Consider the following 23763-nt stretch of genomic DNA (forward strand, 5'->3'; position numbering starts at 1 on the left):
TAAACCCGACCGCCAAATAATCTCAATATATATATTTACATCCCATATTTTGGGATCTAGCCAGCAAACCTCGTACAAGCCACACCCGGAACGTCCACTCGCATCGACAGCACCGCACCGTCCAGCGGATGCCCAAGCGGACTTTGCGCACTGGTGATGTACAGCGTCCGCAGGTCGTCTCCACCGAATACACAACTGGTGGGACGGCTGACCGGTAACTCGATCACCCGATCGACGTGGCCGTCCGGATGCAGCCGCAGCAGGCAACTGCCATCCCAGCGAGCATTCCAGATGTAACCTTGCGCATCCATCGCCGAACCGTCCGGCCCGCCACGGGAATGGGGGCCGAACCAGACCTCCGCGGGCGCGAGTTTGCCGTCGGGGTAGATGAAGTGCCGATAGAGCGTGCCATCGAGGCTCTCACCGAAATACACCGTCGTGCCATCGGGGCTCCATAGCAGCGTGTTTGGAATGCCCAGCCCGCGCAGCAGGGGCATCACCCGGCCATCGCCGCCGACACGGAACAGGCCGCCGGAACGTCGCTCGATGGGCAGGTCCTCGCCCTCTTCTCCGATATTGTTTTGCATGGTGCCCAGCCAAAGCTGGCCCAGCGCATCACAGCGCGCTTCATTGGCACGATTGCCGGGCTGGGGATCGGCCATGCACAGCAACTTAAGGCGCGGCTCCAGCCCAGGCGAATCCAGGTCCAGTCGATAGACGCCACTGCTCAATGTCACCAACGCATCGCCGCTCTGGGTCGGGATGAAGGCGGAAACGTGTTCGGGCATCTGCCAGATCTGTACATTGGCGCCGATCAGCCGCAGCGCCTGCTTGCCGGCGATATCTACCCAATACAGCGCCTGGGTCGGCTCGTCCCAGAACGGTCCCTCGCCCAGTTTCGCCCGATGTTCCGTCACAGCCGTCCAGTTCATTGCAACCTCCCGTTCCCGGCTCGCCCGGTATTGTCTGTTCGACCGGCCATGACGTCGGGGTAAAAGCGCTTGATGGCCAGGTCAGCGTTGTCGATCAGGGTCATGCAGGCCCAGACGCCGCGCGCCGCGTCGCGCTCGGCGATGGCTTCGGCGATATCCTTGTGGATCGGCAAGGTGCGCCGCAATTCGTCCGGATCGGCCGCCGACACCTCGAACGAGACCGCAAGCAACGCGCCCAGGGCCGGGACCATCTGCTCGATGAATTGATTGTGGCTGGCGGCGAGAATGCATTCGTGGAAAAACTGGTCGGCAAGGTTGTAATCGGCGCCGCTGTCCACCGCCCGCTCCAGCGCATGATAAGCCAGGCGGATCGCCTGCACCTGATCAGCCGTCGCCCGTTCGCAGGCCCAGCGCACCGCCATCGGTTCGATGGTGCGCCGCAGGTCCAGCAGGTCGTCGACGAAGTTTTCCGGCAGGCCGCTGCGTGACAGCCAGCCAACCACCTGCGGGTCGAACAGGTTCCAGCGGCGCACCGGCAGTACCCGCGTGCCGACTTTCGGGCCGACTTCCAACATGCCTTTGGCCACCAGCGTCTTGATTGCCTCACGGATCACCGTGCGGCTGACGCCCAGTTGCTCGCCCAGATCTGCCTCGACCTTGATGGTTTGCCCAGGCTTGACCTGGCCGGCGGCAATCCAGCCACCCAGCCAATCGACGGTCGACGCGTGAAAACTGCTGGACATGACTACCCCGTGGGCTTTTCTTATCAGGCGCCCACGCTAATCATCATATGATTGGGTGTCAATTTGAATTTTGCATAACCACTGTGGAGCGGGCTTGCTCGCGAAAGCGGTGGGTCTGCATAAAAAGGTGTCGACTATGCTGCCGCTTTCGCGAGCAGGCTCGCTCCCACGCAGGATTCAGGGCTCAAGGCCGATGGGGAAAAACACGCCGCCGCTCCACACGCCCAGCCAGCGCTGACCATCGATCTCGCGACTCACCGCCAGCTCCACCAGTTGATAGAACACGTTGCGATGAATCAGCGCTTCGAGGTTGCTGCGCACATGCACGTACGGCGCAGGCTCCTGGGTCCGGGGGTCGATGACCACCCGCATCGGATGATCGGGGCCGGCTTCGGTGGTTTCCTCGACATTGGTAGTAAAGCGCAACAACTGCCCTTCCCCCTCCCCCTCGACCTCAAGGGTCACGGCCACGAACGGGGCGTCGTCGACTTTGATGCCGACTTTTTCCACAGGGGTGATCAGGAAATAATCATCGCCGTCGCGGCGAATGATGGTGGAGAACAGCTTGACCATCGGCTTGCGCCCGATCGGCGTGCCCAGGTAATACCAGGTGCCATCACGGGCGATGCGCATGTCGATGTCGCCGCAGAAGTCGGGGTTCCACAAGTGGACCGGCGGCAGGCCTTTGGTCTTCGGGATCTGTCCCAGCAGGTCATTGGCTTTTTGCGGTCCGCTCATGGTGACTCCTTGAATTTTACTGGTCGCTTATCCCCAGCAAGGTGCGGGCATATTCACGCAGTGGGGCGGCGATCAAGTCTTCTGGCTGTTTGTCGTGCAACGTCAGTAAACCGCCACGACTTTTGATACGCGCAGTATCAATCAAATACTGGGTGCTGGTCTCGATCAACATGATCTGAATGACACCGGTATCGACACCCAGTCGATCCACGGCTTCTTCGTCCAGCCATTCGTCGGTGTTGCCGATGCGGTTGTCCGCCTTGGCGAACCGGGTATACAGCAAGTAATGAGCACCGGCGGCCCGCGCTTCGCCCATCGCCTGGTCGAGGCCTTCCGGGACCCGGGCGCGACGAACCATGGGGAAATACTCGATGAAACCGTTGAACGCTTCTTCAGCCACGACATTGGGCCGCGGATAAGCGCTGCCTGGCGGAGCAAAAGCACCCTGGGCAATGTAGATGAAGGAATCCGGCTGAATGCGCAGGTTGTTCACCCGACGGCTGTCGCTATGGTCCAGCAGGCCGGCGTCGCTCATGTGATAACGAACGCCCTCCCCCATGTCGCTGACATTCATGCAGCCACCCAGCGTCAAAACGGCCAGCAGCAAAAACAGGCTACGCATCCTATCCTCCAAAAACCGGTGACGGAAAACCGGCGAATGGCCATGGGATGCAGCTTTTGCGCCAGCTTGATGTGGATGGTTCGCTATTCCTGTGGCGAGGGGATTTATCCCCGCTGGGTGCGAAGCGCCCCCAAAGGATAGAAATATTCGACCTGATTCTCCGAGGCGATGGTTCCGGGGGTTGCTGCGCAACCCAGCGGGGATAAATCCCCTCGCCACAACAGCCTTATTCAGCCGCCGATGATCTTCATGATGGTCGCGCCACCGGAGAACGCCACTTCCTGCTTGTCCCCCAAGGCCTTAACCAACAGCCGCTGGAGCGCCGGCAATGCCTGGTGACGCGGTTTGTCCAACAGATCGCCAACGTAGTGACGGTTACTCGACGACAGGCAGCCATGCAACCAGCCCGTGGAAGACAGCCGCAGCCGCGAACAGGTGCGGCAGAACGGCACGCTTTCGTTGGCAATCACACCGAAATGCCCCAACCCCGGAATCTCGTAACGCACGGCCGTGGCATCGATTGGCGCATCGGCCTGCAGATATTCGTACTGGTCGCCAATCAGGCCCAGCAACTGCTGGAGGCTGACGAACTGTTGAAGGAACGCATTGGAGTCCTTGGCCAGGTGGCCCATGCGCATCAACTCGATGAAACGCAACTCATAACCACGCTCCAGGCAGTACTGGAGCAACGGCATCACCTGGTCCAGGTTCTGCCCGCGCAACGGCACCATGTTGACCTTGATCTTCATTCCCGCCGCCCGGGCCTGCTCCATGCCGTCCAGCACGGTCGCCAGGTCGCCACCACGGGCGATGCTGCGAAACGCCACGGGATCCAGGGTGTCGAGGGAGACGTTGATACGGCGGATACCGGCATTGACCAGCAGCGGCAGCTTCTTTGCCAGCAGCTGACCATTGGTGGTCAGACTGATGTCCTGCAGTCCCATCTGCCCCACCGCCGTCATGAAGCTTTCCAGCTTGGGGCTGACCAGTGGCTCTCCACCGGTGATGCGCAACCGCTCGATGCCGGCGGCTTCGATCAGATAGGCCACGCCCCGCGCCATGGCCTCGGCCGACAGTTCATCCTGCGCAGCCACCAGCCGCTTGCCGTCTGGCACGCAGTAGGTACAGGCATAGTTGCAGGCTGAAGTCAGGCTGATCCGCAAATTGCGAAAACGCCTGCCTTGACGGTCAACGATCATGATGACTCCGGCGAAAGAAGAATCGGGCCCGCAAAACCTGACCTAAAAATCAGATTTCTGCAAGGCCCAAGCCTGAGTATATTCCTCGGGCAATGCGCCATGTAAGCAGACATGGCGCAATCAGACAGCTGAATGCCTCAACTGCTCGGGACGTCGGTGTCGCGCTTGCGCTTGTTGCCCATGCGCACGCCAATGTCCATCAGGAACTGGAAGAAGCCTTCCTGGTCTTCAAGCACATTGCTCCAGAACGGCGAGTGATACAGCGCCACGGCGCCATGCACCAGCGCCCAGGCTGCGCAGTAATGGAAATACGGCGGCACATCTTCGAGCTTGCCTTCGCTGATCCGGCCCTTGATCAGCAGGGTCAGGCGTTCGAAGTTGGAAGCGCGGATCTTGTGCAGCTCCTCGACCATTTCCGGCACCTGGTTGCCCTTGACCACCTTCTCTTCCAGGCGATCGAACAAGCGGTAACGTTGCGGGTCGCGCATGCGGAACTCGAAATAGGCCCGGGATAGCGCTTCCTTGTCCTTGTCCACATCGGCCGAATGCAACAACTCGTTCAAATCGCGCTCGTAATCGAGCATCAGCCGCAGGTAGATCTCGGCCTTGGATTTGAAATGTTTATAAATCGTGCCTTTGCCGATACCCACGGCATCCGCAATCATCTCGACGGTGACACTGTCTTCACCCTGGTCGAGGAACAACTTGAGCGCGGTGTCGAGAATTTCCTGCTCGCGGCGACGAAACTCACGGACCTTACGGGGTTCTTTGTGCATAAGAAAAAGGTCTGAAGGGTCAAAATTCGAAGCCGGGTATTATGCCTAAATTACGCAAAAATGCACGGATCATCCATTTTCGATCAGTGTTCTGCGGAAAACCGTGCAGTCCCGACTCCTCCGTTTACCTGGCACCCTACCGTACTGGCAGGTTAACAGGACAGTGAGAACCTATCCGAAGCGAGCGTATTCCAAATTTGTTTAAAAACCGCCGCAACCACACTGGACGCATCGCCACAGTGATCAATACTTGAACTGTCGGCGTGACATCTCCCCAAGTGACGCGCCGATAAAGGTACCAACGGACCGAGTGCCTTTGTTTACTCCTAATGGTCTTAACCCGGATTCACCCCCCAGAACCCGGGTTTTTTTTGTCCGTGATTCAGGCCCTCGGCGAACCGACATGCGCCAGGGGGAACAGGCGCTTGAAGTTTTCCGTGGTCTGCTGCGCGAACCGCTCATAGGACTCACCGCGCAACATGGCCAGGAACTCGGCGACCTCGCGTACATACTGAGGAAGGTTCGGCTTGCCGCGATAGGGTATCGGCGCCAGGTAGGGCGAATCGGTCTCCACCAGCAATCGATCGGCCGGCACTTTGCTGGCGACGTCGCGCAGGGCATCGGCATTGCGAAACGTGACAATTCCGGACAGGGAGATGTAGTAACCCATGTCCAGCGCAGCCTTGGCCATGTCCCAGTCCTCGGTGAAGCAATGCAGCACGCCTGCCTGGGGCAACGCCGCGTCGCGCAGCAGATCCAGGGTATCGGCGCGGGCACCGCGGGTGTGGATGATCACCGGCTTGCCAGTCTGACGAGCCGCTTCCAGGTGCAAGCGGAACGAAGCCTGCTGCACCTCGGCGGCCTCCGGCTCGTAGTGATAGTCGAGGCCAGTCTCGCCAATGGCCACCACCCGAGGATGGTCGAGCTCTTGCAGCAGCCAGTCCAGGGCCGGCGCGGCATCGGGCTGCACGTCCAGCGGGTGGATACCCACCGAACAATCGACATCCGCATAACGGTCGGCCAGGACCTTGACGTCGGCGGCGTTGTCGGCGCTGACGCCGATGCACAGGAAATGCCCGACGCCCCGTTGGCGCGCGGCATCCAGCGCGGCGTCCAGCGAACCACCATGGGCGGTAAGGTCGAGGCGATCAAGGTGACAATGGGAATCTACAAGCATATGGGGCCAGCTACATCGTATGGGTAGGACGGTCGGACTTGAGGGTTCCGGCCAGGTGGGTTTCGATCTGATTGCGGGCCGAGTTATCGCCTTCGTTGAACTGCACACCAACCCCGGCCGCCCGGTTGCCCTGGGCGCCTTTGGGGGTGAGCCAGATCACCTTGCCGGCGACCGGGATTTTCTCCGGTTCGTCCATCAGGCTCAACAGCATGAACACCTCGTCGCCCAGGCGATAATTTTTGTTGGTCGGGATAAACAGGCCGCCATTCCTGATGAAGGGCATGTAGGCGGCGTAGAGCACCGACTTGTCCTTGATGGTCAGGGACAGGATGCCATTGCGTGGCCCGGGGCTGACAGGTTCGTTCATGCTGATCTCCGCTGCAATTGAGCTGAGTTTAGTGTGCCTGTCAGTTACGACCAGGCAAACTTGCCCATTGCACCAACAGCGCCTCCAGCAACAGGACGCGATTGAGGTTGGCCTTGCTCAGCACCTTCTGGCGTTGGGCAAGGATCCAGTCCTGAATGTTCAGGATTTTGTCCTGGCTGCTTTTTTGCGCCAGGTACTGGATCACCTTGCGCATGTCCGCCAGTCCCAGCCCTGCCTCGTCCTCGGTGAGCTGATAACGCATGATCAGGCTCGACCAGTCGCAGAACCAGTCAAACAGCAGCAGCAACGGAATGGCGTTCCAGCCCTCGGCCAGTTGCGTCGGCGACTGCTGTTGCTTGAGCAGCTTCTTGACGCCGTCCACGACCAGTGCCCGCTGCTCACGCACGCCCTGGGCCTGGAGGCTGACGGCCGCCAGTGGCGAACCGGCGGCCAGGGTCAGCAGCTCGACACGCTCCTCATCGCTGCTGTCAGGCAAGGCCTGGCCCAGCCACTGCAGGCTCATGGCCTCGCTGGGCAGCGGACAAGCCTGCTGCACGCAACGGCTCTTGATGGTCGGCAACAACCGACTCGGCTGGTGGCTGACCAACAGCAGGACGGTATTCCCGGAAGGCTCTTCGAGACTCTTGAGCAAGGCATTGGCAGCGTTGATGTTCATCGACTCCACCGGTTCGATCAACACGACCTTGCGCCCGCCCATCTGCGCGGTCTGGACAACGAAACTCACCAGGTCCCGGACCTGGTCGACCTTGATCGCCTTGTCCGCCTCTTCAGGCTCCAGCACGTAGTTGTCTGGATGGCTACCGGCCTTGAGCAGCAGGCAGGACTTGCATTCGCCGCAGGCGCCCGTGGCCACCGGGGCCTGGCACAACAGGCTCGCCATCAGGCGTTCGGCCAGGGCCCGCTTGCCGATCCCGGCCGGACCGTGGAGCAGGTAGGCATGGGCATGCTGGGCACGCCCGGCCAATTGCTGCCAGAGGCTGTCTTGCCAGGGATAGGCTTCAGCCACGGGCACGCTCCAGTAGACGCGGCAGCAGACCATCCAGCGATTGCTGGACCTGTGCCAGCGGTTGGGCGGCGTCGATCAGCAGGTAACGCGCCGGATCAGCCTGGGCACGCTCCAGGAAGGCATTGCGCACGGCGTTGAAGAAGGCCTGCCCTTCCAGCTCGAAGCGATCAAGCCGACCCCGGGCGCTGGCGCGGGCCAGACCGATGTCCACCGGCAAGTCGAACACCAGAGTCAGGTCTGGCCGCAGGTCCGCCTGGACAAAGGTTTCCAACGCGGCGATACGCTCAAGGGACAAGCCCCGGCCGCCCCCCTGGTAGGCATAGGTCGAATCGGTGAAGCGATCACACAGCACCACCGCTCCACGGGCCAGCGCCGGGCGGATCACCTCGGCCAGATGTTGCGCCCGGGCAGCGAAAACCAGCAACAGCTCGGTGTCGGGGTTCATGACCTCGTCAAGGGGTGCCAGCAGCACCTCGCGAATCCTCTCGGCCAGCGGCGTGCCGCCCGGCTCACGGGTCAGCACCACCTCGATGCCTTCCGCCCGCAAACGTTCGGCGAGGTATTCGCGGTTGGTGCTCTTGCCGGCGCCTTCGGGGCCTTCCAGGGTTATAAACAAGCCAGTCACGGGCGATCCTTAATCAGAGTCATTGCGGGCTCGGCGGCTCGCTGGCATTCGGTTCGGGGGCGGGTTGCGGCGCGGGTTCCTGGGGCGGCACCTGGGGCACGGCTTCAGGCGCCGTATCAGGTGAAGCGGCGGGAATCGGCGCCACATCGTCCGGCGCAACCGGGGCCGGGCTCGAACGATAATCGGCGCGGCGCTTGAGCTGGTATTCGCGCACCGCGTTGTTGTGCGTTTCCAGGTCATCGGAAAACACATGGCTGCCATCGCCCCGGGCCACGAAATAAAGGCTGTTGCCGTCCGCCGGGTTCAACGCCGCATGAATCGCCTCGCGCCCGACCATCGCGATCGGCGTCGGCGGCAGCCCTGGAACCAGATAGGTGTTGTAGGGATTCGGTTCTTTCAGATGGGCACGGGTGAGCTTGCCGGTGTAGCGCTCCCCCAGGCCATAGATTACGGTGGGATCGGTCTGCAACAACATCCCCAGGCGCAAGCGGCGCACGAACACCCCGGCGATCTGGCCACGCTCCTGGGGCACGCCGGTCTCCTTCTCGATCAGGGAGGCCATGATCAATGCCTGGTAGGGCTGGGTGTAAGGCACGTCGGCGGCTCGTTGCGCCCACTCCTTGGCGAGCACCTCTTCCAGCCGATCGTAGGCCTTCTTCAGCAGATCGGCATCCGACGTACCGCGCACGAACCGATAGGTATCCGGGAAGAACCGGCCTTCGGGAAATATCCCGGAATGACCAAGACGGTCCATCACCTGACTGTCGCTCAGCCCGGCGAGGGTCTGCTGGAGCTTCTCATCCTTGGCCAGCGCTGCGCGAACCTGACGGAAATTCCAGCCCTCCACCAGCGTGACGCTGTACTGCACCACGTCACCACGCTTCCAGACACCGATCAGGCCGTCCATCGTCATCCCTGGGACCATCCGGTATTCGCCGGAGTGCAGGGGTTGGCCGGCGAGGTTGAAGCGCCAGTACACCCGCAGCCAGAATGCATCCTTGATCAGGCCATCGGCTTCCAGGCGATTGAGCGTCCCGGTCGGCGTGGTGCCGCTGGGTACGTCAAGCAGTTCTTCCTGGGTGATGTTCAACGGCTGCTGCAGCGTCGAATGAATTTTCCACGCCGAAGCGCCCAGCAACAGCCCTGCCAGAACCAGTCCGACTTCCAGCAGCAGCAGCAAGAATTTACGTCTCACGAATCAAGCATCCAATAGCGCACGGGCAAGGGTCTGCAGTTTACGGGTGAGCGGGCCAACCGACCAGCGCGCCGAACCGCATCCGCGTACCGGCCACACGCCATAAACGCTGTTGCAGACAAAGACCTCGTCGGCCCGCTGCAGCTGTTCGAGGCGGATATCGGTGACCTGAGTAGCGATGCCATCAGACTCGGCTTGAAACAATAATTGCCCGCGCATCACCCCGGCGACACCACAACGGCTCAGATCCGCCGTGATCAGCGCTCCGTCGTGCACCATGAACAGATTGCTGAACACGCCTTCGATCACCCGCCCGGACATATCCATCATCAAGCCTTCGGCATGCTCGGTGTCGCTCCACTCGGCGCGGGCCATCACTTGTTCAAGGCGATTGAGGTGTTTGAGGCCGGCGAGCAACGGTTGCTCGGACAGGCGTGTAGTGCAAGGAAACAGCTGAACGCCTTGCTCGGCATGGGCCAGCGGATAGGCCGCCGGCGGGCTGCCCTGCAAGATGCGGCGGGCCTGGGCTGAAGGATTGGCGGCATAGCCCCGCAGACTGTCGCCACGGGTCACGATCAGTTTCAGAACGCCATCGCCGAGCTGCTGCGCATAGGCTTGCAGTTCTGCATTCAATACCGCCCAATCGGCACTGATTGCCAACCGTCGGCATCCCAACGCGAGGCGTTGCAGATGCCCCTCAAGCAGAACGAGCTTACCGTCCCGCACGGCGATGGTTTCGAACAACCCATCACCGTAGGCCAGGCCGCGATCTTTCAGCGACAGAGCGTCAGCCGGCTGACCGTCGACCCAGCTTTCCATCAACCGGCGAACCGGCGAAACACCAGCGAGCCGTTGGTCCCGCCGAAGCCGAAGGAATTGGACAACACGACGTCGATGTCCATGCTGCGGGCGGTATGTGGCACGAAGTCGAGGTCGCAGCCCTCGTCCGGCTCATCAAGGTTGATGGTCGGCGGCGCCACCTGGCTGTTGATCGCCAGTACGCTGAAGATCGCTTCCACCGCACCTGCCGCGCCCAACAGGTGGCCGGTCATCGATTTGGTCGAGCTGACAGCCAGTTTGTAGGCGTGGTCGCCGAACACCGTCTTGATGGCCTGGGCTTCGGCCAGATCGCCGGCCGGGGTCGACGTACCATGGGCGTTGATGTACTGCACCTGCCCTGGATTGAGCTTAGCGTCGCGCAAGGCATTGGTGATGCAACGGGCCGCACCGGCGCCATCGGCCGGTGGCGACGTCATGTGGAACGCATCGCCGCTGGTACCGAAGCCGATCAGTTCGGCATAGATGGTCGCGCCACGAGCCTTGGCGTGCTCAAGTTCTTCGAGCACCAGCGCACCGGCACCGTCCGACAGTACGAAACCATCGCGGCCCTTGTCCCACGGGCGGCTAGCCCGGTCCGGCTCATCGTTGCGGGTCGACAGCGCACGGGACGCGCCGAAACCGCCCATGCCGAGGCCGCAGGCGGCCATTTCGGCACCACCGGCAATCATCACGTCAGCTTCGTCGTACATGATGTTGCGCGCGGCCATGCCGATGCAGTGCGTGCCCGTGGTGCAGGCGGTAGCGATGGCGTAGTTGGGTCCCTGTGCACCAAGGTGGATGGACAGGAAACCGGAAATCATATTGATGATCGAGCCCGGCACGAAAAACGGCGAAATACGCCGCGGCCCGGAATCATGCAGCGTACGGCTGGTTTCTTCGATATTGGTCAAGCCGCCAATACCCGAACCCATGGCCACGCCGATGCGCTCACGGTTGGCGTCGGTGACTTCCAGCCCGGCATTGCGCACCGCCTGGAAACCGGCTGCCAGGCCGTATTGAATGAACAGGTCAAGCTTGCGGGCTTCCTTGACCGACAGGTATTCCTCGACATTGAAACCCTTTACCGAGCCGCCAAAACGGGTGGAATAGGCAGAAAGGTCGGTGTGTTCGATCAGACCAATGCCACTACGGCCAGCCAGAATGCCCTGCCAGCTGCTCGGCACATCCGTGCCCAGTGGCGACAACATACCCATACCGGTGACTACGACGCGTCTACGCGACACAGCACTCTCCTTTTTCAAATGACGACTTTGCATCAGGCCTAAAGAAAAAACCGCACGCCGAAATGGCAGTGCGGTTTTTCCATGACAGCTAGCGACGACTGAATACGATTACGCCTGGTGGCTGGTAACGTAGTCGATAGCGGCTTGTACAGTAGTGATCTTTTCAGCTTCTTCGTCAGGAATCTCGGTCTCGAATTCCTCTTCCAGAGCCATCACCAGCTCAACGGTGTCAAGGGAGTCGGCACCCAGGTCTTCGACGAAGGAAGCGGTGTTCACAACTTCTTCTTCTTTAACGCCCAGTTGCTCGGCAACGATTTTCTTGACGCGCTCTTCGATGGTGCTCATACCTTGTTTTCACTCCTAATGGACAAATTCAGGCAGCTGGCCGGTGGGTAAGTGTATAGAAAGACTTTTCGGTTTTTCAACCGAAAGCTTCACTCCTCGAACCCTGGGGCCCGCCGCCTATAAATAGATTGCAGCTTTATAACGGATTTTAGACAGCTCGTATGACATTTTTTTGAAGCAATCCGTCACATTTAACTCATGTACATCCCGCCGTTTACCGGGATTGTAGCCCCAGTCACGTATGCCGCACCGTCCGAAGCAAGAAAAGCGACCACGGACGCGATTTCTTGAGCTTGCCCCAGACGGCCCAGCGGAATCTGTGTCAACAAAGCTTCACGCTGTGCTTTCGGCAGTTCGCGGGTCATGTCGGTGTCGATGAAACCCGGTGCAACCGAGTTTACCGTAATCGAGCGCGAACCGACTTCCCGTGCCAGCGCACGGCTGAAACCTTCCAGGCCGGCTTTAGCCGCAGCATAGTTTACTTGGCCAGCGTTGCCCATGGCACCCACAACCGAGCCGATACTGATAATTCGGCCCCAACGGGCCTTGGTCATGCCACGCAGAACGCCCTTGGACAGCCGATACAGGCTGTTCAAGTTGGTATCCACCACATCGAACCATTCGTCATCTTTCATGCGCATCATCAGGTTATCGCGAGTGATGCCGGCATTATTGACCAGGATCGCCGGAGCGCCGAACTGCTCCTGGATGCTTGCCAGAACCGCCGCAACAGATTCGTCGCTGGTGACATTCAGCTCAAGGCCGGTGCCTTGGATACCGTTTTCCTTCAAGGTCGCGGCGATACGCTCGGCGCCTGAAGCGGAAGTCGCGGTGCCGATGACAATGGCGCCTTGGCGACCCAATTCCAGTGCGATAGCCTGGCCGATGCCGCGGCTTGCACCGGTCACCAGTGCAACTTTACCTTGCAGACTCATGCAAGCTTCTCCTGTTCAGGCTTGCGCTGCACGAGCGGCAGCGAAAGCGTCTGGGGTGTTGAGATTGGAAGTCGACACGCCTTCGGCGCAGCGTTTGTTCAGACCTGCCAGCACCTTGCCAGGGCCGCACTCGACCAGTTCGGTCGCGCCCTTGGCTGCCAGGGTCTGTACCGATTCGACCCAGCGAACCGGCTTGTAGAGTTGTTCCAGCAGATCGCGCTTGAGGGTCTCGAGATCCGGCGCCACGTTGGCGCTGACATTCTGAACCACGGGAATCTGCGGCGCCTGCCAGTCGATGGCGGCGATGGATTCGGCAAACCGCTCGGCGGCCGGGCGCATCAGCTCGCAGTGCGACGGAACGCTGACCGGCAAGGGCATCGCGCGCTTGGCGCCACGGGCCTTGCAACCTTCGATCGCGCGCTCGACAGCCGCCTTGGCGCCGGCAATGACCACCTGGCCCGGCGAATTGAAATTCACCGCGCTGACCACATCGCCTTGCGCCGCTTCGGCACAGGCTGCCAACACATCGGCGTCTTCCAGGCCGAGGATAGCGGCCATGCCACCCTGCCCGGCCGGAACCGCCTCTTGCATCAACTGGCCACGCCGCTCCACCAGCTTGACCGCGTCGCCAAGGCTCAGGCTGCCAGCCGCCACCAGGGCGCTGTACTCACCCAGGCTGTGACCGGCGACAAACGCCGGACGCGCGCCGCCTTCAGCCAGCCACAGGCGCCATAGCGCAATGGAGGCGGTCAGGATCGCGGGTTGGGTCTTGTCGGTCTGGTTGAGCTGCTCTTCCGGCCCTTGCTGGGTCAGTGCCCACAAGTCGTAGCCGAGTGCATCGGATGCTTCTTTGAATGTTTCCAGGATCAACGGGTATTGCGCGCCCAGCTCGGCCAGCATGCCGAGGGACTGCGAGCCCTGTCCTGGAAAGACGAATGCGAGGGAAGCAGACATGAAAACAAAGCCCCTAATGATCTTGTCGTCAAAAATTGACGCCCCTGGGGGCGCTAGGAAACTGACAGTTGGATGGCGGGTTGAACCGACCGGTCACATTTAAGCATTGTCGGACGAAAACGCCTAAGTTAACAAATCTTCAAGACGGCCATGCAGGCGCTCAGGCAGGTTTTCCTCGATTTCAATCACCGCCCGGTTGATTGCACTCTGAAAGCCCTGCACCCCAGCCGAACCATGACTCTTGATCACGATGCCCTGCAGCCCGAGAAAACTCGCACCATTGTGCCGCGCCGGGGCCAGATCCGCCTGCAGACGACGCATCAGCGGCAATGCCAGCGCACCCACCGCCCTGGAAGCCAGGCTCTGCTTGAACAGGGCCTCGATGCGGCCGCCAATCATGGTCGCCAGGCCTTCGCTGGACTTGAGCAGGATATTGCCGACAAAACCGTCGCATACCACCACGTCAGCCTCGCCGCGATATAGCCCGTCACCCTCGACAAAACCGATGTAATTGATGCCCCGGGCGCTTTGCAACAATGTGGCCGCGAGCTTGACCTGCTGATTACCCTTGATGTCTTCGGTGCCGATATTCAGCAGTGCCACGCGAGGGCGAGCGATGCCGAGGGTTTCAGCCGCGACCGAGCCCATCACCGCGAACTGCAGCAAATGCTCGGCGCTGCAGTCGACATTGGCGCCCAGGTCCAATAGCTGGCAGAAACCGCGCTGGGTCGGGATCGCCGCGACCATGGCGGGCCGATCGATCCCCGGCAGGGTTTTCAGCACGTAGCGGGACAGCGCCATCAACGCCCCGGTATTACCCGCACTGACACACGCCTGGACCTTGTCGTCGCGCAACAGCTCCAACGCCACGCGCATCGAGGCGTCGGGCTTGCCGCGCAGAGCCTGGGCAGGCTTCTCGTCCATGGCGATGACTTCGGACGCCGGGGTAATCGTCAGGCGCGCGCGATCCGCAGCGGGATAGCCACTGAGCAATTCTTCCAGGAGGGAGGGTTGACCGACGAGGGTCAGGTGCAGCGAGGGCGTAGCATTCAGGCAAGCGAGGCTGGCCTGGACAATGCTGCGGGGACCGAAGTCCCCGCCCATTGCGTCAATTGCGATGACTTGAGCGGACAAGTGATTACTCGTCGGCGCCCTTGTCGATCACTTTACGGCCACGGTATACGCCTTCTGGCGATACGTGGTGACGCAGGTGAACTTCACCGGTGGTTTTTTCTACAGACAGGGTGCTAGCCTCGAGAGCGTCGTGCGAACGGCGCATGTCACGGGCAGAGCGGGATTTTTTGTTCTGCTGAACAGCCATAATTGATTAACTCCTAAACGTTTGGGTCACGCTTTAACTGCGCCAATACACTGAACGGGTTGGACCGCGTTACCTCGTCCTCGCTCGGTTCGGGCTCATCTGCTCCCGCCGGCTGCTGGCATTCTTCCGGATGATGAGCAGGCACAATGGGCAAGGCGAGCAGAAGCTCCTCCTCGATCAGTGACTGCAGATCCAATGGATCTTCGCCCAGTTCCAGCACGTCATAACCTTTCGGCAACGACTGGGTATTCGCACCCTCCTTCACCACGGCGTAACTGCATTCGCTGTGGATCGGCAGGGTGACCAGCTCAAGACAACGCTGGCAAACCATTTTGACTTCAGTGTCGATAAAGCTGTGGATCACCACAGATTTACGTTCATCTCGTTCAAAAACGAATTTGGCCTGGACCGTACCGACATCGTCGGAAAGCGGGTCGCAGAGTCTCTTCAAATCGGCCAGCAGCAATTCACCTTGAAGGGTGGTGCCACGGTCAGCCAATTTGCGCGGGTCAACGTGAGGTGGAATCGGGTCATTCAACATAGGCGCAGCATTATAGGGATGCACCGGGCCATGTCAAAGGAAATTCAGCCCTGTCCGTCACTTGCACGCCTCGCTAGAATCCTCTCCTGCCTCCTGGAGACGCCAATGCTGCCTTTATTACTTGCCTCAAGCTCGGTCTACCGTCGGGAACTGCTTGCCCGCCTGGGGCTGCCGTTCGTCTGCGACTCACCGGACATCGACGAAAGCCATCGCGCCGGCGAGGCCGCGCTCGAACTGGTGAAACGCCTGGCCCGGGAAAAAGCCTTCGCCCTGGCGGACCGTTACCCGGCACACCTGATCATTGGCTCGGACCAGGTCGCCGTGCTCGGCGAGCGCATCCTGGGCAAGCCCCACACCTTCGAGAACGCCCGCGAGCAACTGCTGGCCGCCAGCGGGACCAAGGTAACCTTCCTGACCGGCCTGGCACTACTCAACAGCCAGACCGGCGCCTGCCAGGTCGATTGCGTTCCGTTTACCGTAACCATGCGGACATTGGATCAGGCTCGCGTGGAGCGCTATCTGCGCACCGAGCAACCGTACGACTGCGCCGGCAGCTTCAAGGCCGAAGGCCTGGGCGTGAGCCTGTTCCAGCGCACCGAAGGGCCGGACGCCACCAGCCTGGTCGGCCTGCCGCTGATTCGTCTTGTGGATATGTTGCTAGTTGAGGGTGTGGAGGTTCCCTGAACCGCCCTCCGTGGCGAGGGAGCTTGCTCCCGCTCGGTTGCGCAGCGACCGCAAAAATCTGGGGCCGCTGCGCAGCCCAGCGGGAGCAAGCTCCCTCGCCACAAGGGCAAATGCGTCACGCTTGAATCAGCGCAACGCCGGACCCTGGAAGCCCATCCACATCGCCAGATGCTCGGCGATGCTTGCGCCTAGCTTCTTCGAGAAGCGGTCAAACGGCGATTCTTCGATGGTGAAGTCCACCAGGTCCTTCTGACCGATCACATCCCGAGCCACCGAACTGGCGCTGCCCAGGCCATCGATCAGGCCCAGCGGCAAAGCCTGCTCCCCGGACCAGACCAACCCGGAAAACAATTCCGGATGCTCCTTGTCCTTCAAGCGCTCGCCGCGGCCTTTCTTGACGCTGGCAATGAATTGCTTGTGAGTCGTGTCGAGTACGCCCTGCCAGAACGCGGTTTCTTCAGGCTTTTGCGGCTGGAACGGATCAAGGAACGACTTGTGCTCGCCGGAGGTATAGACCCGCCGCTCCACACCGAGCTTCTCCATGGTCCCGACAAAACCATAACCGGCCGCCGTCACGCCAATGGAGCCGACCAGACTGGCCTTGTCGGCATAGATCTGGTCCGCGGCGCTGGCAATGTAATAGGCACCCGACGCGCCGAGATCGGCGATGACTGCATAGACCTTGGTGTTCGGGTGAAGCGCGCGCAACCGGACGATCTCGTCGTAGACGTAACCCGACTGCACCGGACTGCCGCCCGGGCTGTTGATGCGCAGCACCACGCCCTTGACCTTCGGATCTTCGAAGGCAGCCCGCAGACTGCCGACGATGTTATCCGCACTGGCTGGCTCCTTGTCGGCGATCACGCCTTCAATGTCGATCAACGCGGTATACGCCGAACCACTGACCGCACCCTTTTCGATACTCATCAACGGCGTAAACAGCAGCAGCGCAACGAAAAGATAAACAAAGGTCAGCAGCTTGAAGAAGATCCCCCAGCGACGCGACCGACGCTGCTCTTGCACACCGGCCAACAGAGTCTTTTCCAACAGCTTCCAGCTTTTTCCATCACCGCTCTCGGCATCTGCCTTGGCCGGTGCTTTCCATTCATCGGTCATGCATGCATCCCCATCAAAACGTCAACCGGCACGCTGGCTCAGCCACGCGTGCAATTCGGGAAAATGGTCAATCGCCAGGCACGGTTCAAACGCCCGAAGCGCCTCGATCGTCTGCGCGCCATAACTGACAGCGACAGAGCCCATGCCGGCATTACGCGCCATCTGCAGGTCGAACGACGAATCCCCCACCATCAGCGCCTGCTCGGGCCGCACATTACAGTGGGCCAGGATTTGCTCAAGCATCAGCGGATGCGGCTTGCTGGCGGTTTCGTCGGCGGCGCGGGTGATGTCGAAATAATCGTCCCAGCCATGGGACTTCAGCACCCGATCCAACCCGCGTCGAGCCTTGCCGGTCGCGACAGCCAGGTGATAGCCCTCGTCCCGCAGGGTCTGGAGCGTGTCGGCCACGCCGTCAAACAGCGGCGAAGGCTCGGCCTCCAGCGCGATGTAGTGGTCGGCATAATGCTGGCGAAAAACGCTCAACTCATCATCAGCGATTTCCGGGTACAGGCTGCGAATCGCTTCCGGCAGCCCGAGACCGATAATGCCCTTCACCGCAAAATCATCCCGCCGAGCAAAACCCGTACGGTCCGACGCGACGTGCATCGACTCGACAATCCGACCGATGGAGTTCGCCAGAGTGCCGTCCCAATCGAATATCAGCAGCTTGTAGTCAGGATGCACTCAACCGCTCCACGGTCTTGGCCCACATGTCATCCACGGGGGCCTGCAATTTCAGCTCGCCGCCGTCCGGCAACGGCACGGTCAGCATGTAGGCATGGAGGAACAGGCGCTTGCCGCCCAGGTCACGGATTTCCTTGCTGAAGTCATCGTCCCCGTACTTGCTGTCACCGGCAATGCAATGCCCGGCATGCAGGGTGTGGACGCGGATCTGGTGGGTCCGCCCAGTGACCGGCTTGGCCTCGACCATGGTGGCGAAGTCGCCGAAACGGCGCAGCACCTTGAACACGGTCAGCGCTTCCTTGCCTTCTTCGTTGACTTCTACCATGCGCTCGCCGGAGCGCAGGTTGCTCTTGAGCAGCGGCGCGCGGACCTGCTTGACGGATGTATCCCAACGACCGCGCACAAGCGCCATGTAGCGCTTGTCGACGCCATCGCCGCGCAACTGTTCGTGCAGATGGCGCAACATGCTGCGTTTCTTGGCAATCATCAACAGCCCGGAGGTGTCCCGATCCAGACGATGGACCAGCTCCAGCTCCTTGGCATCGGGACGCAGCTGGCGGAAGGCTTCGATCACGCCGAAATTCAGGCCGCTGCCGCCGTGGACCGCGATGCCCGCGGGCTTGTTGACCACGATCAGCGCCTTGTCTTCGAAGACGATGGCGGCTTCCAGGCGCTGCAACAAGCCTTGTGCCAGTGGCACCGGCTCATCGCGCTCGGGCACGCGAACCGGCGGCACGCGCACGACGTCGCCCGCCTGGAGCTTGTATTCGGGCTTGATCCGACCTTTGTTCACCCGCACTTCGCCTTTGCGCAAAATGCGATAGATCAAGGTCTTGGGCACGCCTTTGAGCCGGGCAAGCAGGAAGTTATCAATTCGTTGGCCGGCATATTCCGGCGAGACCTCAAGCAGTTGAACGCCTGGGGTCGAAGGGGCAGTAGTTGTCATGGCGGCGATGATAACAATTTTTTATGGAATTGAAGCACTTAATCATTGCTGCTATAGTCGCGAACGCCGCCAAAAGTGGCTGGACAGCGGACCAGCGGTCAAAAACCGGCCCTGACCAACGCAATTCACGAGGACGAGAGGCCGTCCTACGGGGCTTTTGCTACGTAACGGTAGAGTTCGCAGGTGTAACGAGCGCAGGTGACATGAGGCCTGAAATACGCCGCAAAGCAGAGTCTTGACTCGCCTTGCGCGCCACATTCACGGCCAGTTCACAAAGTGCAGTCGCCCGCAGACGACCCCGAGCGAGAGCTTCGGAAACAACGCCTAAATGAGCCATGATGCGTGACCTCCCCTTCCGGAGCTCACGGTAAATGCCAACCCGCTGCGGATTCTGCGCGCGGCAGCACCCGAATTATCAGGGATACGTGTAGGGTGGAGATGTACAACCGTCGGACTGTGTAGCACTAGGCTTATATTTAGACGCTTCATCTCGTCCACAGGCGCCGGTTGATTCCTCCTCCTGACTGAGTGCTTGAGTACCAGCAAGCAGGACGCGTCCGTCGCGACTTCGCCATCATTGGGTCGAACTCGCTGGACACTGGAATGGCCCCGCCATCGCCAGGACGCACCTGACACCGACCGTGAGAAGTCGTGTGTGCCGAACGCCGTTTCCGGCAGCCCGGAAACCGACGGTACTACATGAAAAGAATGCTGATTAACGCAACTCAACCCGAAGAGTTGCGTGTTGCACTGGTAGACGGCCAGCGCCTCTACGACCTGGATATCGAATCCGGTGCACGCGAGCAGAAGAAGGCCAACATCTATAAAGGCCGGATTACTCGCATCGAACCAAGCCTTGAGGCTGCCTTTGTCGATTTCGGCTCCGAGCGCCACGGCTTCCTGCCCCTCAAAGAAATCTCCCGCGAATACTTCAAGAAGGCCCCCGAAGGCCGCGTCAACATCAAGGACGTCCTGAGCGAAGGCCAGGAAGTCATCGTCCAGGTCGAAAAAGAAGAACGTGGCAACAAGGGCGCCGCCCTGACCACCTTCATCAGCCTCGCCGGCCGCTACCTGGTCCTGATGCCGAACAACCCACGTGCCGGCGGTATCTCCCGCCGTATCGAAGGCGAAGAGCGCAACGAACTGCGCGAAGCCCTGAACGGTCTGGTCGCACCCGCCGACATGGGCCTGATCGTGCGCACTGCCGGTCTGGGCCGCAGCAGCGAAGAAATGCAGTGGGACCTCGACTACCTGCTGCAACTCTGGACCGCGATCAAGGAAGCCTCGCTGGATCGTTCCGCACCTTTCCTGATCTACCAGGAAAGCAACGTGATCATCCGCGCCATCCGCGACTACCTGCGCCAAGACATCGGCGAAGTGCTGATCGACAGCGTCGAAGCCCAGGACGAAGCCCTGACCTTCATTCGCCAGGTGATGCCGCAGTACGCCAGCAAGATCAAGCTCTACGAAGACAGCGTTCCGCTGTTCAACCGTTTCCAGATCGAAAGCCAGATCGAGACCGCCTTCCAGCGCGTCGTCGAACTGCCGTCGGGCGGCTCCATCGTCATCGATCCGACCGAAGCCCTGGTGTCCATCGACATCAACTCGGCGCGCGCCACCAAAGGCAGCGACATCGAAGAAACCGCCCTGCAGACCAACCTTGAAGCCGCCGAAGAAATCGCCCGCCAGTTGCGCCTGCGCGACATCGGCGGCCTGATCGTCATCGACTTCATCGACATGACCCCGGCCAAGAACCAGCGCGCCGTGGAAGAAAAGGTCCGTGAATGCCTGGAAGCCGACCGTGCCCGCGTACAGGTCGGTCGTATCTCGCGCTTCGGCCTGCTGGAAATGTCCCGTCAGCGCCTGCGTCCATCCCTGGGCGAAAGCAGCGGCATCGTTTGCCCGCGCTGCAACGGCACCGGCATCATCCGTGACGTCGAGTCGTTGTCCCTGGCGATCCTGCGCCTGATCGAAGAAGAAGCCCTGAAGGACCGCACCGCTGAAGTTCGTGCCCAGGTGCCGATCCCGGTGGCCGCGTTCCTGCTCAACGAAAAACGCAACTCGATCACCAAGATCGAACTGCGCACCCGCGCCCGCATCGTGATCCTGCCGAACGACCACCTCGAGACGCCGCACTTCGAAGTGCAGCGCCTGCGTGATGACAGCCCCGAGGCCCACACCAACCAGTCCAGCTACGAAATCGCCGCGGCCGCCGCCGAAGTCGAAGACGTCCAGCCAGCTGCCGCCACCCGCACCCTGGTTCGCCAGGAAGCGGCGGTCAAGACCGCGCCGGCCCGTGCCAACGCTCCGGTCCCGACCGAAGCCGCCGCACCGGTTGCCGCCCCGGCCGCAGCCCCGGAACCTAGCCTGTTCAAAGGCTTGGTGAAGTCCCTGGTCAGCCTGTTCGCCACCAAGGAAGAGCCTGCTGCACCGGCCGTTGTCGCCAAGCCTGCCGCTACCGAGCGTCCGGCCCGCAATGAAGAACGCCGCAACGGTCGCCAGCAGACCCGCAACCGCAACGGTCGTCGCGACGAAGAGCGCAAGCCGCGCGAAGAACGTGCTCCGCGTGAAGAGCGCGCACCCCGTGAGCCGCGTGAAGAGCGTCAACCACGCGAAGCCCGTGAGGAAGTTCCAGCGGTAGCCCGCGAAGAACGCGCACCGCGTCCGCCTCGCGAAGAGCGCCAGCCACGCGCACCACGTGAAGATCGCAAGCCGCGTGGCGAGCGTGAAGAACGTGTTCGCGAACTGCGCGAGCCTCTGGACGCCGCACCGGCTGTTGCAGCGACGCCTGCGACTCCGGCAGCAGAACGCCCGGCTCGCCAGCCTCGCGAAGAGCGTGCACCGCGTCCGCCGCGTGAAGAGCGTCAGCCGCGCGCCGAGCAGGCAGCCGCCGAAGCCAGCGAAGAGGAAGTACTGAACACAGAGGAGCAGTTGCAGGAAGACGGTCAGGACAGCGCCGAGGGCGATCGTCCACGTCGTCGCTCCCGCGGCCAGCGTCGTCGCAGCAACCGTCGCGAGCGTCAACGCGATGCCAACGGCAACGTGATCGAAGGCTCGGAAGAGTCCGAAGCCGGCGAGAACGCCGAAGCGCCTAGCGCTGCCGACCTGGCCGCCGGCCTGGCCGTCACCGCGGCAGTTGCCAGCAGCGCGATCAGCGCCCCAGCCGAGGCCCAGGCACACGAGCAGGCCGAACGGGCCACCGCTGCGGTGGAAGAGGCAGCGGTCGAAGCGCCAGTTGTCGAAGCGACCACTCCGGTAGAAATCACTGCTTCGCCAGAAGTGGAACTCGCACCGGTTCGTGAAGCCGAGCCGCAAGCCGAAGCCGCCGCCGAGCCTGCCCCGGTCGTCGAGCAGCCGGTGGTAGCCGCTGAACCTGCCGTTGAAGTTTCTGCCGTCGAAATGCCTGCCGAGGAAACCGCACCAGAGCCAGTACGCGAAGAGCAGACCGCTTTCAACTGGAACGCAGAGCCAGCCGCACCAGCGCCGGTTGCTGAACCTGAGCCGGTGGTAGCCGTCGAACCGCAAGTGGTCGAGCCTGCGCCAATGGTCGAGGCGCCTGTGGTTGCCGAAGCAGTGGTTGCCGAAGCCCCAGCCCCGGTTGAAGCGCCTGCACCGGGCAGTGCCCTGACCCCTAACGGCCGCGCCCCGAACGATCCACGCGAAGTGCGTCGTCGCAAGCGTGAAGCCGAGCGTCTGCAGAAGGAAGCTGAACTGGCCGCCGCAGCTGCCACTCAAGCGCCTGCCGCCGAACCGGCTCCGGTCGTGGAAGAAGACGCCGAGGCAGCCCCTGCCCCGGTAGCTGAAGCCCCGACTGAATCGGCCCCGGTGATCGACGAACCTCAGCACGCCGCTGAAGAAGAAGTCGCTCCGCGTCACACTGAAGCCCTGGAAAAAGAGCACGAGCCTAAACCTCACGCCTGATTCCACCGCCCAGTAAAAAGCCCCGCCTGGTGATGCCAGGCGGGGCTTTTTTATGCCTTCGATTTGCAGGTCCCTATGAGAACCTGGCACGAGATTTATATCCGCTGAAAAACCCATGTGGGAGCGAGCTTGCTCGCGAAGGCGGTGGATCAGCTTGCATCACTGTTGAATATCAGACCGCTTTCGCGAGCAAGCTCGCTCCCACAGGGGAATTGCAACCACCATAAACTTTACAATCCTTCAAGAAATCTATCTGAAGATCAGTGCCTCCGGCACATCAATGTCCCAGGTCACACCAGGATCGTCCACCGACACCTCGACGACTTGCGCCCCGGCGAATAACACCTTCGCACCACGGTCACCGGACAACGCCATTAACTGCGGGCCAAACCCACGACCAAATCCCACCGGATGCCCATACTCCCCGGCAAGAACCGGCACGCTGATGCCATCCTCGCGAATCCCTGCCACGACCGTTTCGATGCTCGACGGCAGGATAAACGGCATGTCGCCCAGCACGATCAGCCACCCAGCCACATCCGGACAGGCTCGGACGCCGGCGGCAATACTATCTCCCAGTCCCGGTGAATCCAGCTCGACAAAATCGCATCCATAGGCCTGGGCCATGCGAATGGCTTGCGGACGGTCATTGCGGGTGACCAGCACGCGCTTGTCCAGGGAGGCCGGCAGATTGACCAGCACGTGCTCGATCACCGAGCGCACCGCGCCGTCACGGCCTATGCAATCCGCCAGCAGCTTGTCCTTGTCGGCCCCGGCGACCTGACGGAAACGGCGGCCCGAGCCCGCCGCGAGGATGATCACGCCAATGGACTCAGACATACCCTTCCCTCC

The 23763-nt window shown here is 61.3% G+C and carries 25 protein-coding genes; 2 read left to right on the plus strand and 23 right to left on the minus strand.

Annotated elements, in window-relative coordinates:
• Positions 1-56 precede the first annotated feature (56 nt).
• From J3P96_RS20190 to J3P96_RS20280, 19 genes are all read right to left on the minus strand, one after another.
• On the minus strand, positions 57-932 hold the full coding sequence (locus J3P96_RS20190) for an SMP-30/gluconolactonase/LRE family protein (RefSeq protein ID WP_434569345.1): 876 nt from the start codon (positions 930-932) through the stop codon (positions 57-59).
• Positions 929-1675, minus strand: a complete 747-nt coding sequence (locus J3P96_RS20195; protein WP_305496044.1) for a FadR/GntR family transcriptional regulator — start codon at positions 1673-1675, stop codon at positions 929-931. The genes J3P96_RS20190 and J3P96_RS20195 overlap by 4 nt, the downstream gene beginning before the upstream one ends.
• 177 nt (positions 1676-1852) lie before the next feature.
• A complete protein-coding gene (locus J3P96_RS20200; RefSeq protein ID WP_434625151.1) occupies positions 1853-2413 on the minus strand; it encodes a DUF1285 domain-containing protein in 561 nt (186 codons plus the stop codon).
• Between the two features lie 16 nt (positions 2414-2429).
• Entirely contained in the window at positions 2430-3035 is a 606-nt protein-coding gene (locus tag J3P96_RS20205; RefSeq protein WP_434569347.1) for a DUF4823 domain-containing protein, read from the minus strand.
• A 230-nt stretch (positions 3036-3265) separates the two neighbouring features.
• Positions 3266-4234: a GTP 3',8-cyclase MoaA gene (locus tag J3P96_RS20210; RefSeq protein WP_305496047.1), complete on the minus strand. Its 969-nt coding sequence runs from the start codon at positions 4232-4234 to the stop codon at positions 3266-3268.
• 137 nt (positions 4235-4371) lie between these two features.
• A complete protein-coding gene (locus J3P96_RS20215) occupies positions 4372-5010 on the minus strand; it encodes a TetR/AcrR family transcriptional regulator (protein WP_003204240.1) in 639 nt (212 codons plus the stop codon).
• Between the two features lie 382 nt (positions 5011-5392).
• Entirely contained in the window at positions 5393-6187 is a 795-nt protein-coding gene (locus J3P96_RS20220; RefSeq protein WP_434653202.1) for a TatD family hydrolase, read from the minus strand.
• 10 nt (positions 6188-6197) lie between these two features.
• Positions 6198-6554 carry a PilZ domain-containing protein gene (locus J3P96_RS20225; protein WP_305496049.1) on the minus strand — a complete coding sequence of 119 codons (357 nt, stop codon included), beginning with the start codon at positions 6552-6554 and terminating at the stop codon, positions 6198-6200.
• 40 nt (positions 6555-6594) lie between these two features.
• Positions 6595-7581 (minus strand): DNA polymerase III subunit delta', encoded by a 987-nt coding sequence (locus tag J3P96_RS20230; RefSeq protein WP_434653204.1) that lies wholly within the window; start codon positions 7579-7581, stop codon positions 6595-6597.
• Positions 7574-8206, minus strand: coding sequence for a dTMP kinase (gene tmk, locus J3P96_RS20235; protein WP_434625158.1), 633 nt, complete (start codon positions 8204-8206; stop codon positions 7574-7576). The genes J3P96_RS20230 and tmk overlap by 8 nt, the downstream gene beginning before the upstream one ends.
• Before the next feature lie 19 nt (positions 8207-8225).
• Positions 8226-9383, minus strand: coding sequence for an endolytic transglycosylase MltG (mltG, locus tag J3P96_RS20240; protein ID WP_434658278.1), 1158 nt, complete (start codon positions 9381-9383; stop codon positions 8226-8228).
• A 21-nt stretch (positions 9384-9404) separates the two neighbouring features.
• Positions 9405-10220: an aminodeoxychorismate lyase gene (pabC, locus tag J3P96_RS20245; RefSeq protein ID WP_434653206.1), complete on the minus strand. Its 816-nt coding sequence runs from the start codon at positions 10218-10220 to the stop codon at positions 9405-9407.
• Positions 10220-11464, minus strand: coding sequence for a beta-ketoacyl-ACP synthase II (gene fabF / locus J3P96_RS20250; protein WP_305496054.1), 1245 nt, complete (start codon positions 11462-11464; stop codon positions 10220-10222). The genes pabC and fabF overlap by 1 nt, the downstream gene beginning before the upstream one ends.
• Positions 11465-11572: 108 nt before the next feature.
• On the minus strand, positions 11573-11809 hold the full coding sequence (gene acpP, locus J3P96_RS20255; RefSeq protein ID WP_003175607.1) for an acyl carrier protein: 237 nt from the start codon (positions 11807-11809) through the stop codon (positions 11573-11575).
• Between the two features lie 191 nt (positions 11810-12000).
• Positions 12001-12744 carry a 3-oxoacyl-ACP reductase FabG gene (fabG, locus tag J3P96_RS20260; RefSeq protein WP_434653207.1) on the minus strand — a complete coding sequence of 248 codons (744 nt, stop codon included), beginning with the start codon at positions 12742-12744 and terminating at the stop codon, positions 12001-12003.
• A 15-nt stretch (positions 12745-12759) separates the two neighbouring features.
• On the minus strand, positions 12760-13698 hold the full coding sequence (gene fabD, locus J3P96_RS20265; RefSeq protein WP_434625165.1) for an ACP S-malonyltransferase: 939 nt from the start codon (positions 13696-13698) through the stop codon (positions 12760-12762).
• 123 nt (positions 13699-13821) lie between these two features.
• Positions 13822-14832, minus strand: coding sequence for a phosphate acyltransferase PlsX (gene plsX, locus J3P96_RS20270; RefSeq protein ID WP_434653208.1), 1011 nt, complete (start codon positions 14830-14832; stop codon positions 13822-13824).
• 4 nt (positions 14833-14836) lie between these two features.
• Positions 14837-15019, minus strand: a complete 183-nt coding sequence (gene rpmF / locus J3P96_RS20275; RefSeq protein WP_003179396.1) for a 50S ribosomal protein L32 — start codon at positions 15017-15019, stop codon at positions 14837-14839.
• A 13-nt stretch (positions 15020-15032) separates the two neighbouring features.
• Positions 15033-15560, minus strand: a complete 528-nt coding sequence (locus J3P96_RS20280) for a YceD family protein (RefSeq protein ID WP_003204262.1) — start codon at positions 15558-15560, stop codon at positions 15033-15035.
• A gap of 105 nt (positions 15561-15665) precedes the next feature.
• Here J3P96_RS20280 and J3P96_RS20285 point away from each other — a divergent pair, with 105 nt between their 5' ends.
• On the plus strand, positions 15666-16244 hold the full coding sequence (locus J3P96_RS20285; RefSeq protein ID WP_434625169.1) for a Maf family protein: 579 nt from the start codon (positions 15666-15668) through the stop codon (positions 16242-16244).
• A 126-nt stretch (positions 16245-16370) separates the two neighbouring features.
• On the opposite strand, the gene J3P96_RS20290 is transcribed toward J3P96_RS20285, so the two are convergent.
• From J3P96_RS20290 to rluC, 3 genes are read right to left on the minus strand one after another with little or no spacing between them, the layout of a single operon-like run.
• Entirely contained in the window at positions 16371-17360 is a 990-nt protein-coding gene (locus J3P96_RS20290) for a S49 family peptidase (protein WP_305496057.1), read from the minus strand.
• A 21-nt stretch (positions 17361-17381) separates the two neighbouring features.
• Positions 17382-18044, minus strand: a complete 663-nt coding sequence (locus tag J3P96_RS20295; RefSeq protein ID WP_434625173.1) for an HAD-IIIA family hydrolase — start codon at positions 18042-18044, stop codon at positions 17382-17384.
• Positions 18034-18990 carry a 23S rRNA pseudouridine(955/2504/2580) synthase RluC gene (rluC, locus tag J3P96_RS20300; RefSeq protein WP_434625175.1) on the minus strand — a complete coding sequence of 319 codons (957 nt, stop codon included), beginning with the start codon at positions 18988-18990 and terminating at the stop codon, positions 18034-18036. The genes J3P96_RS20295 and rluC overlap by 11 nt, the downstream gene beginning before the upstream one ends.
• A gap of 699 nt (positions 18991-19689) precedes the next feature.
• Between rluC and rne the strand changes: the two genes are divergently transcribed.
• Positions 19690-22911 carry a ribonuclease E gene (gene rne, locus J3P96_RS20305; protein WP_434653209.1) on the plus strand — a complete coding sequence of 1074 codons (3222 nt, stop codon included), beginning with the start codon at positions 19690-19692 and terminating at the stop codon, positions 22909-22911.
• A gap of 249 nt (positions 22912-23160) precedes the next feature.
• On the opposite strand, the gene J3P96_RS20310 is transcribed toward rne, so the two are convergent.
• The gene (locus J3P96_RS20310; RefSeq protein ID WP_434653210.1) at positions 23161-23751 is read right to left on the minus strand and encodes a nucleotidyltransferase family protein; all 591 of its coding nucleotides are present in this window, start codon (positions 23749-23751) and stop codon (positions 23161-23163) included.
• Positions 23752-23763: the final 12 nt, after the last annotated feature.

This window comes from Pseudomonas sp. R3-56 (genome assembly GCF_051132075.1).
Classification (GTDB): domain Bacteria; phylum Pseudomonadota; class Gammaproteobacteria; order Pseudomonadales; family Pseudomonadaceae; genus Aquipseudomonas.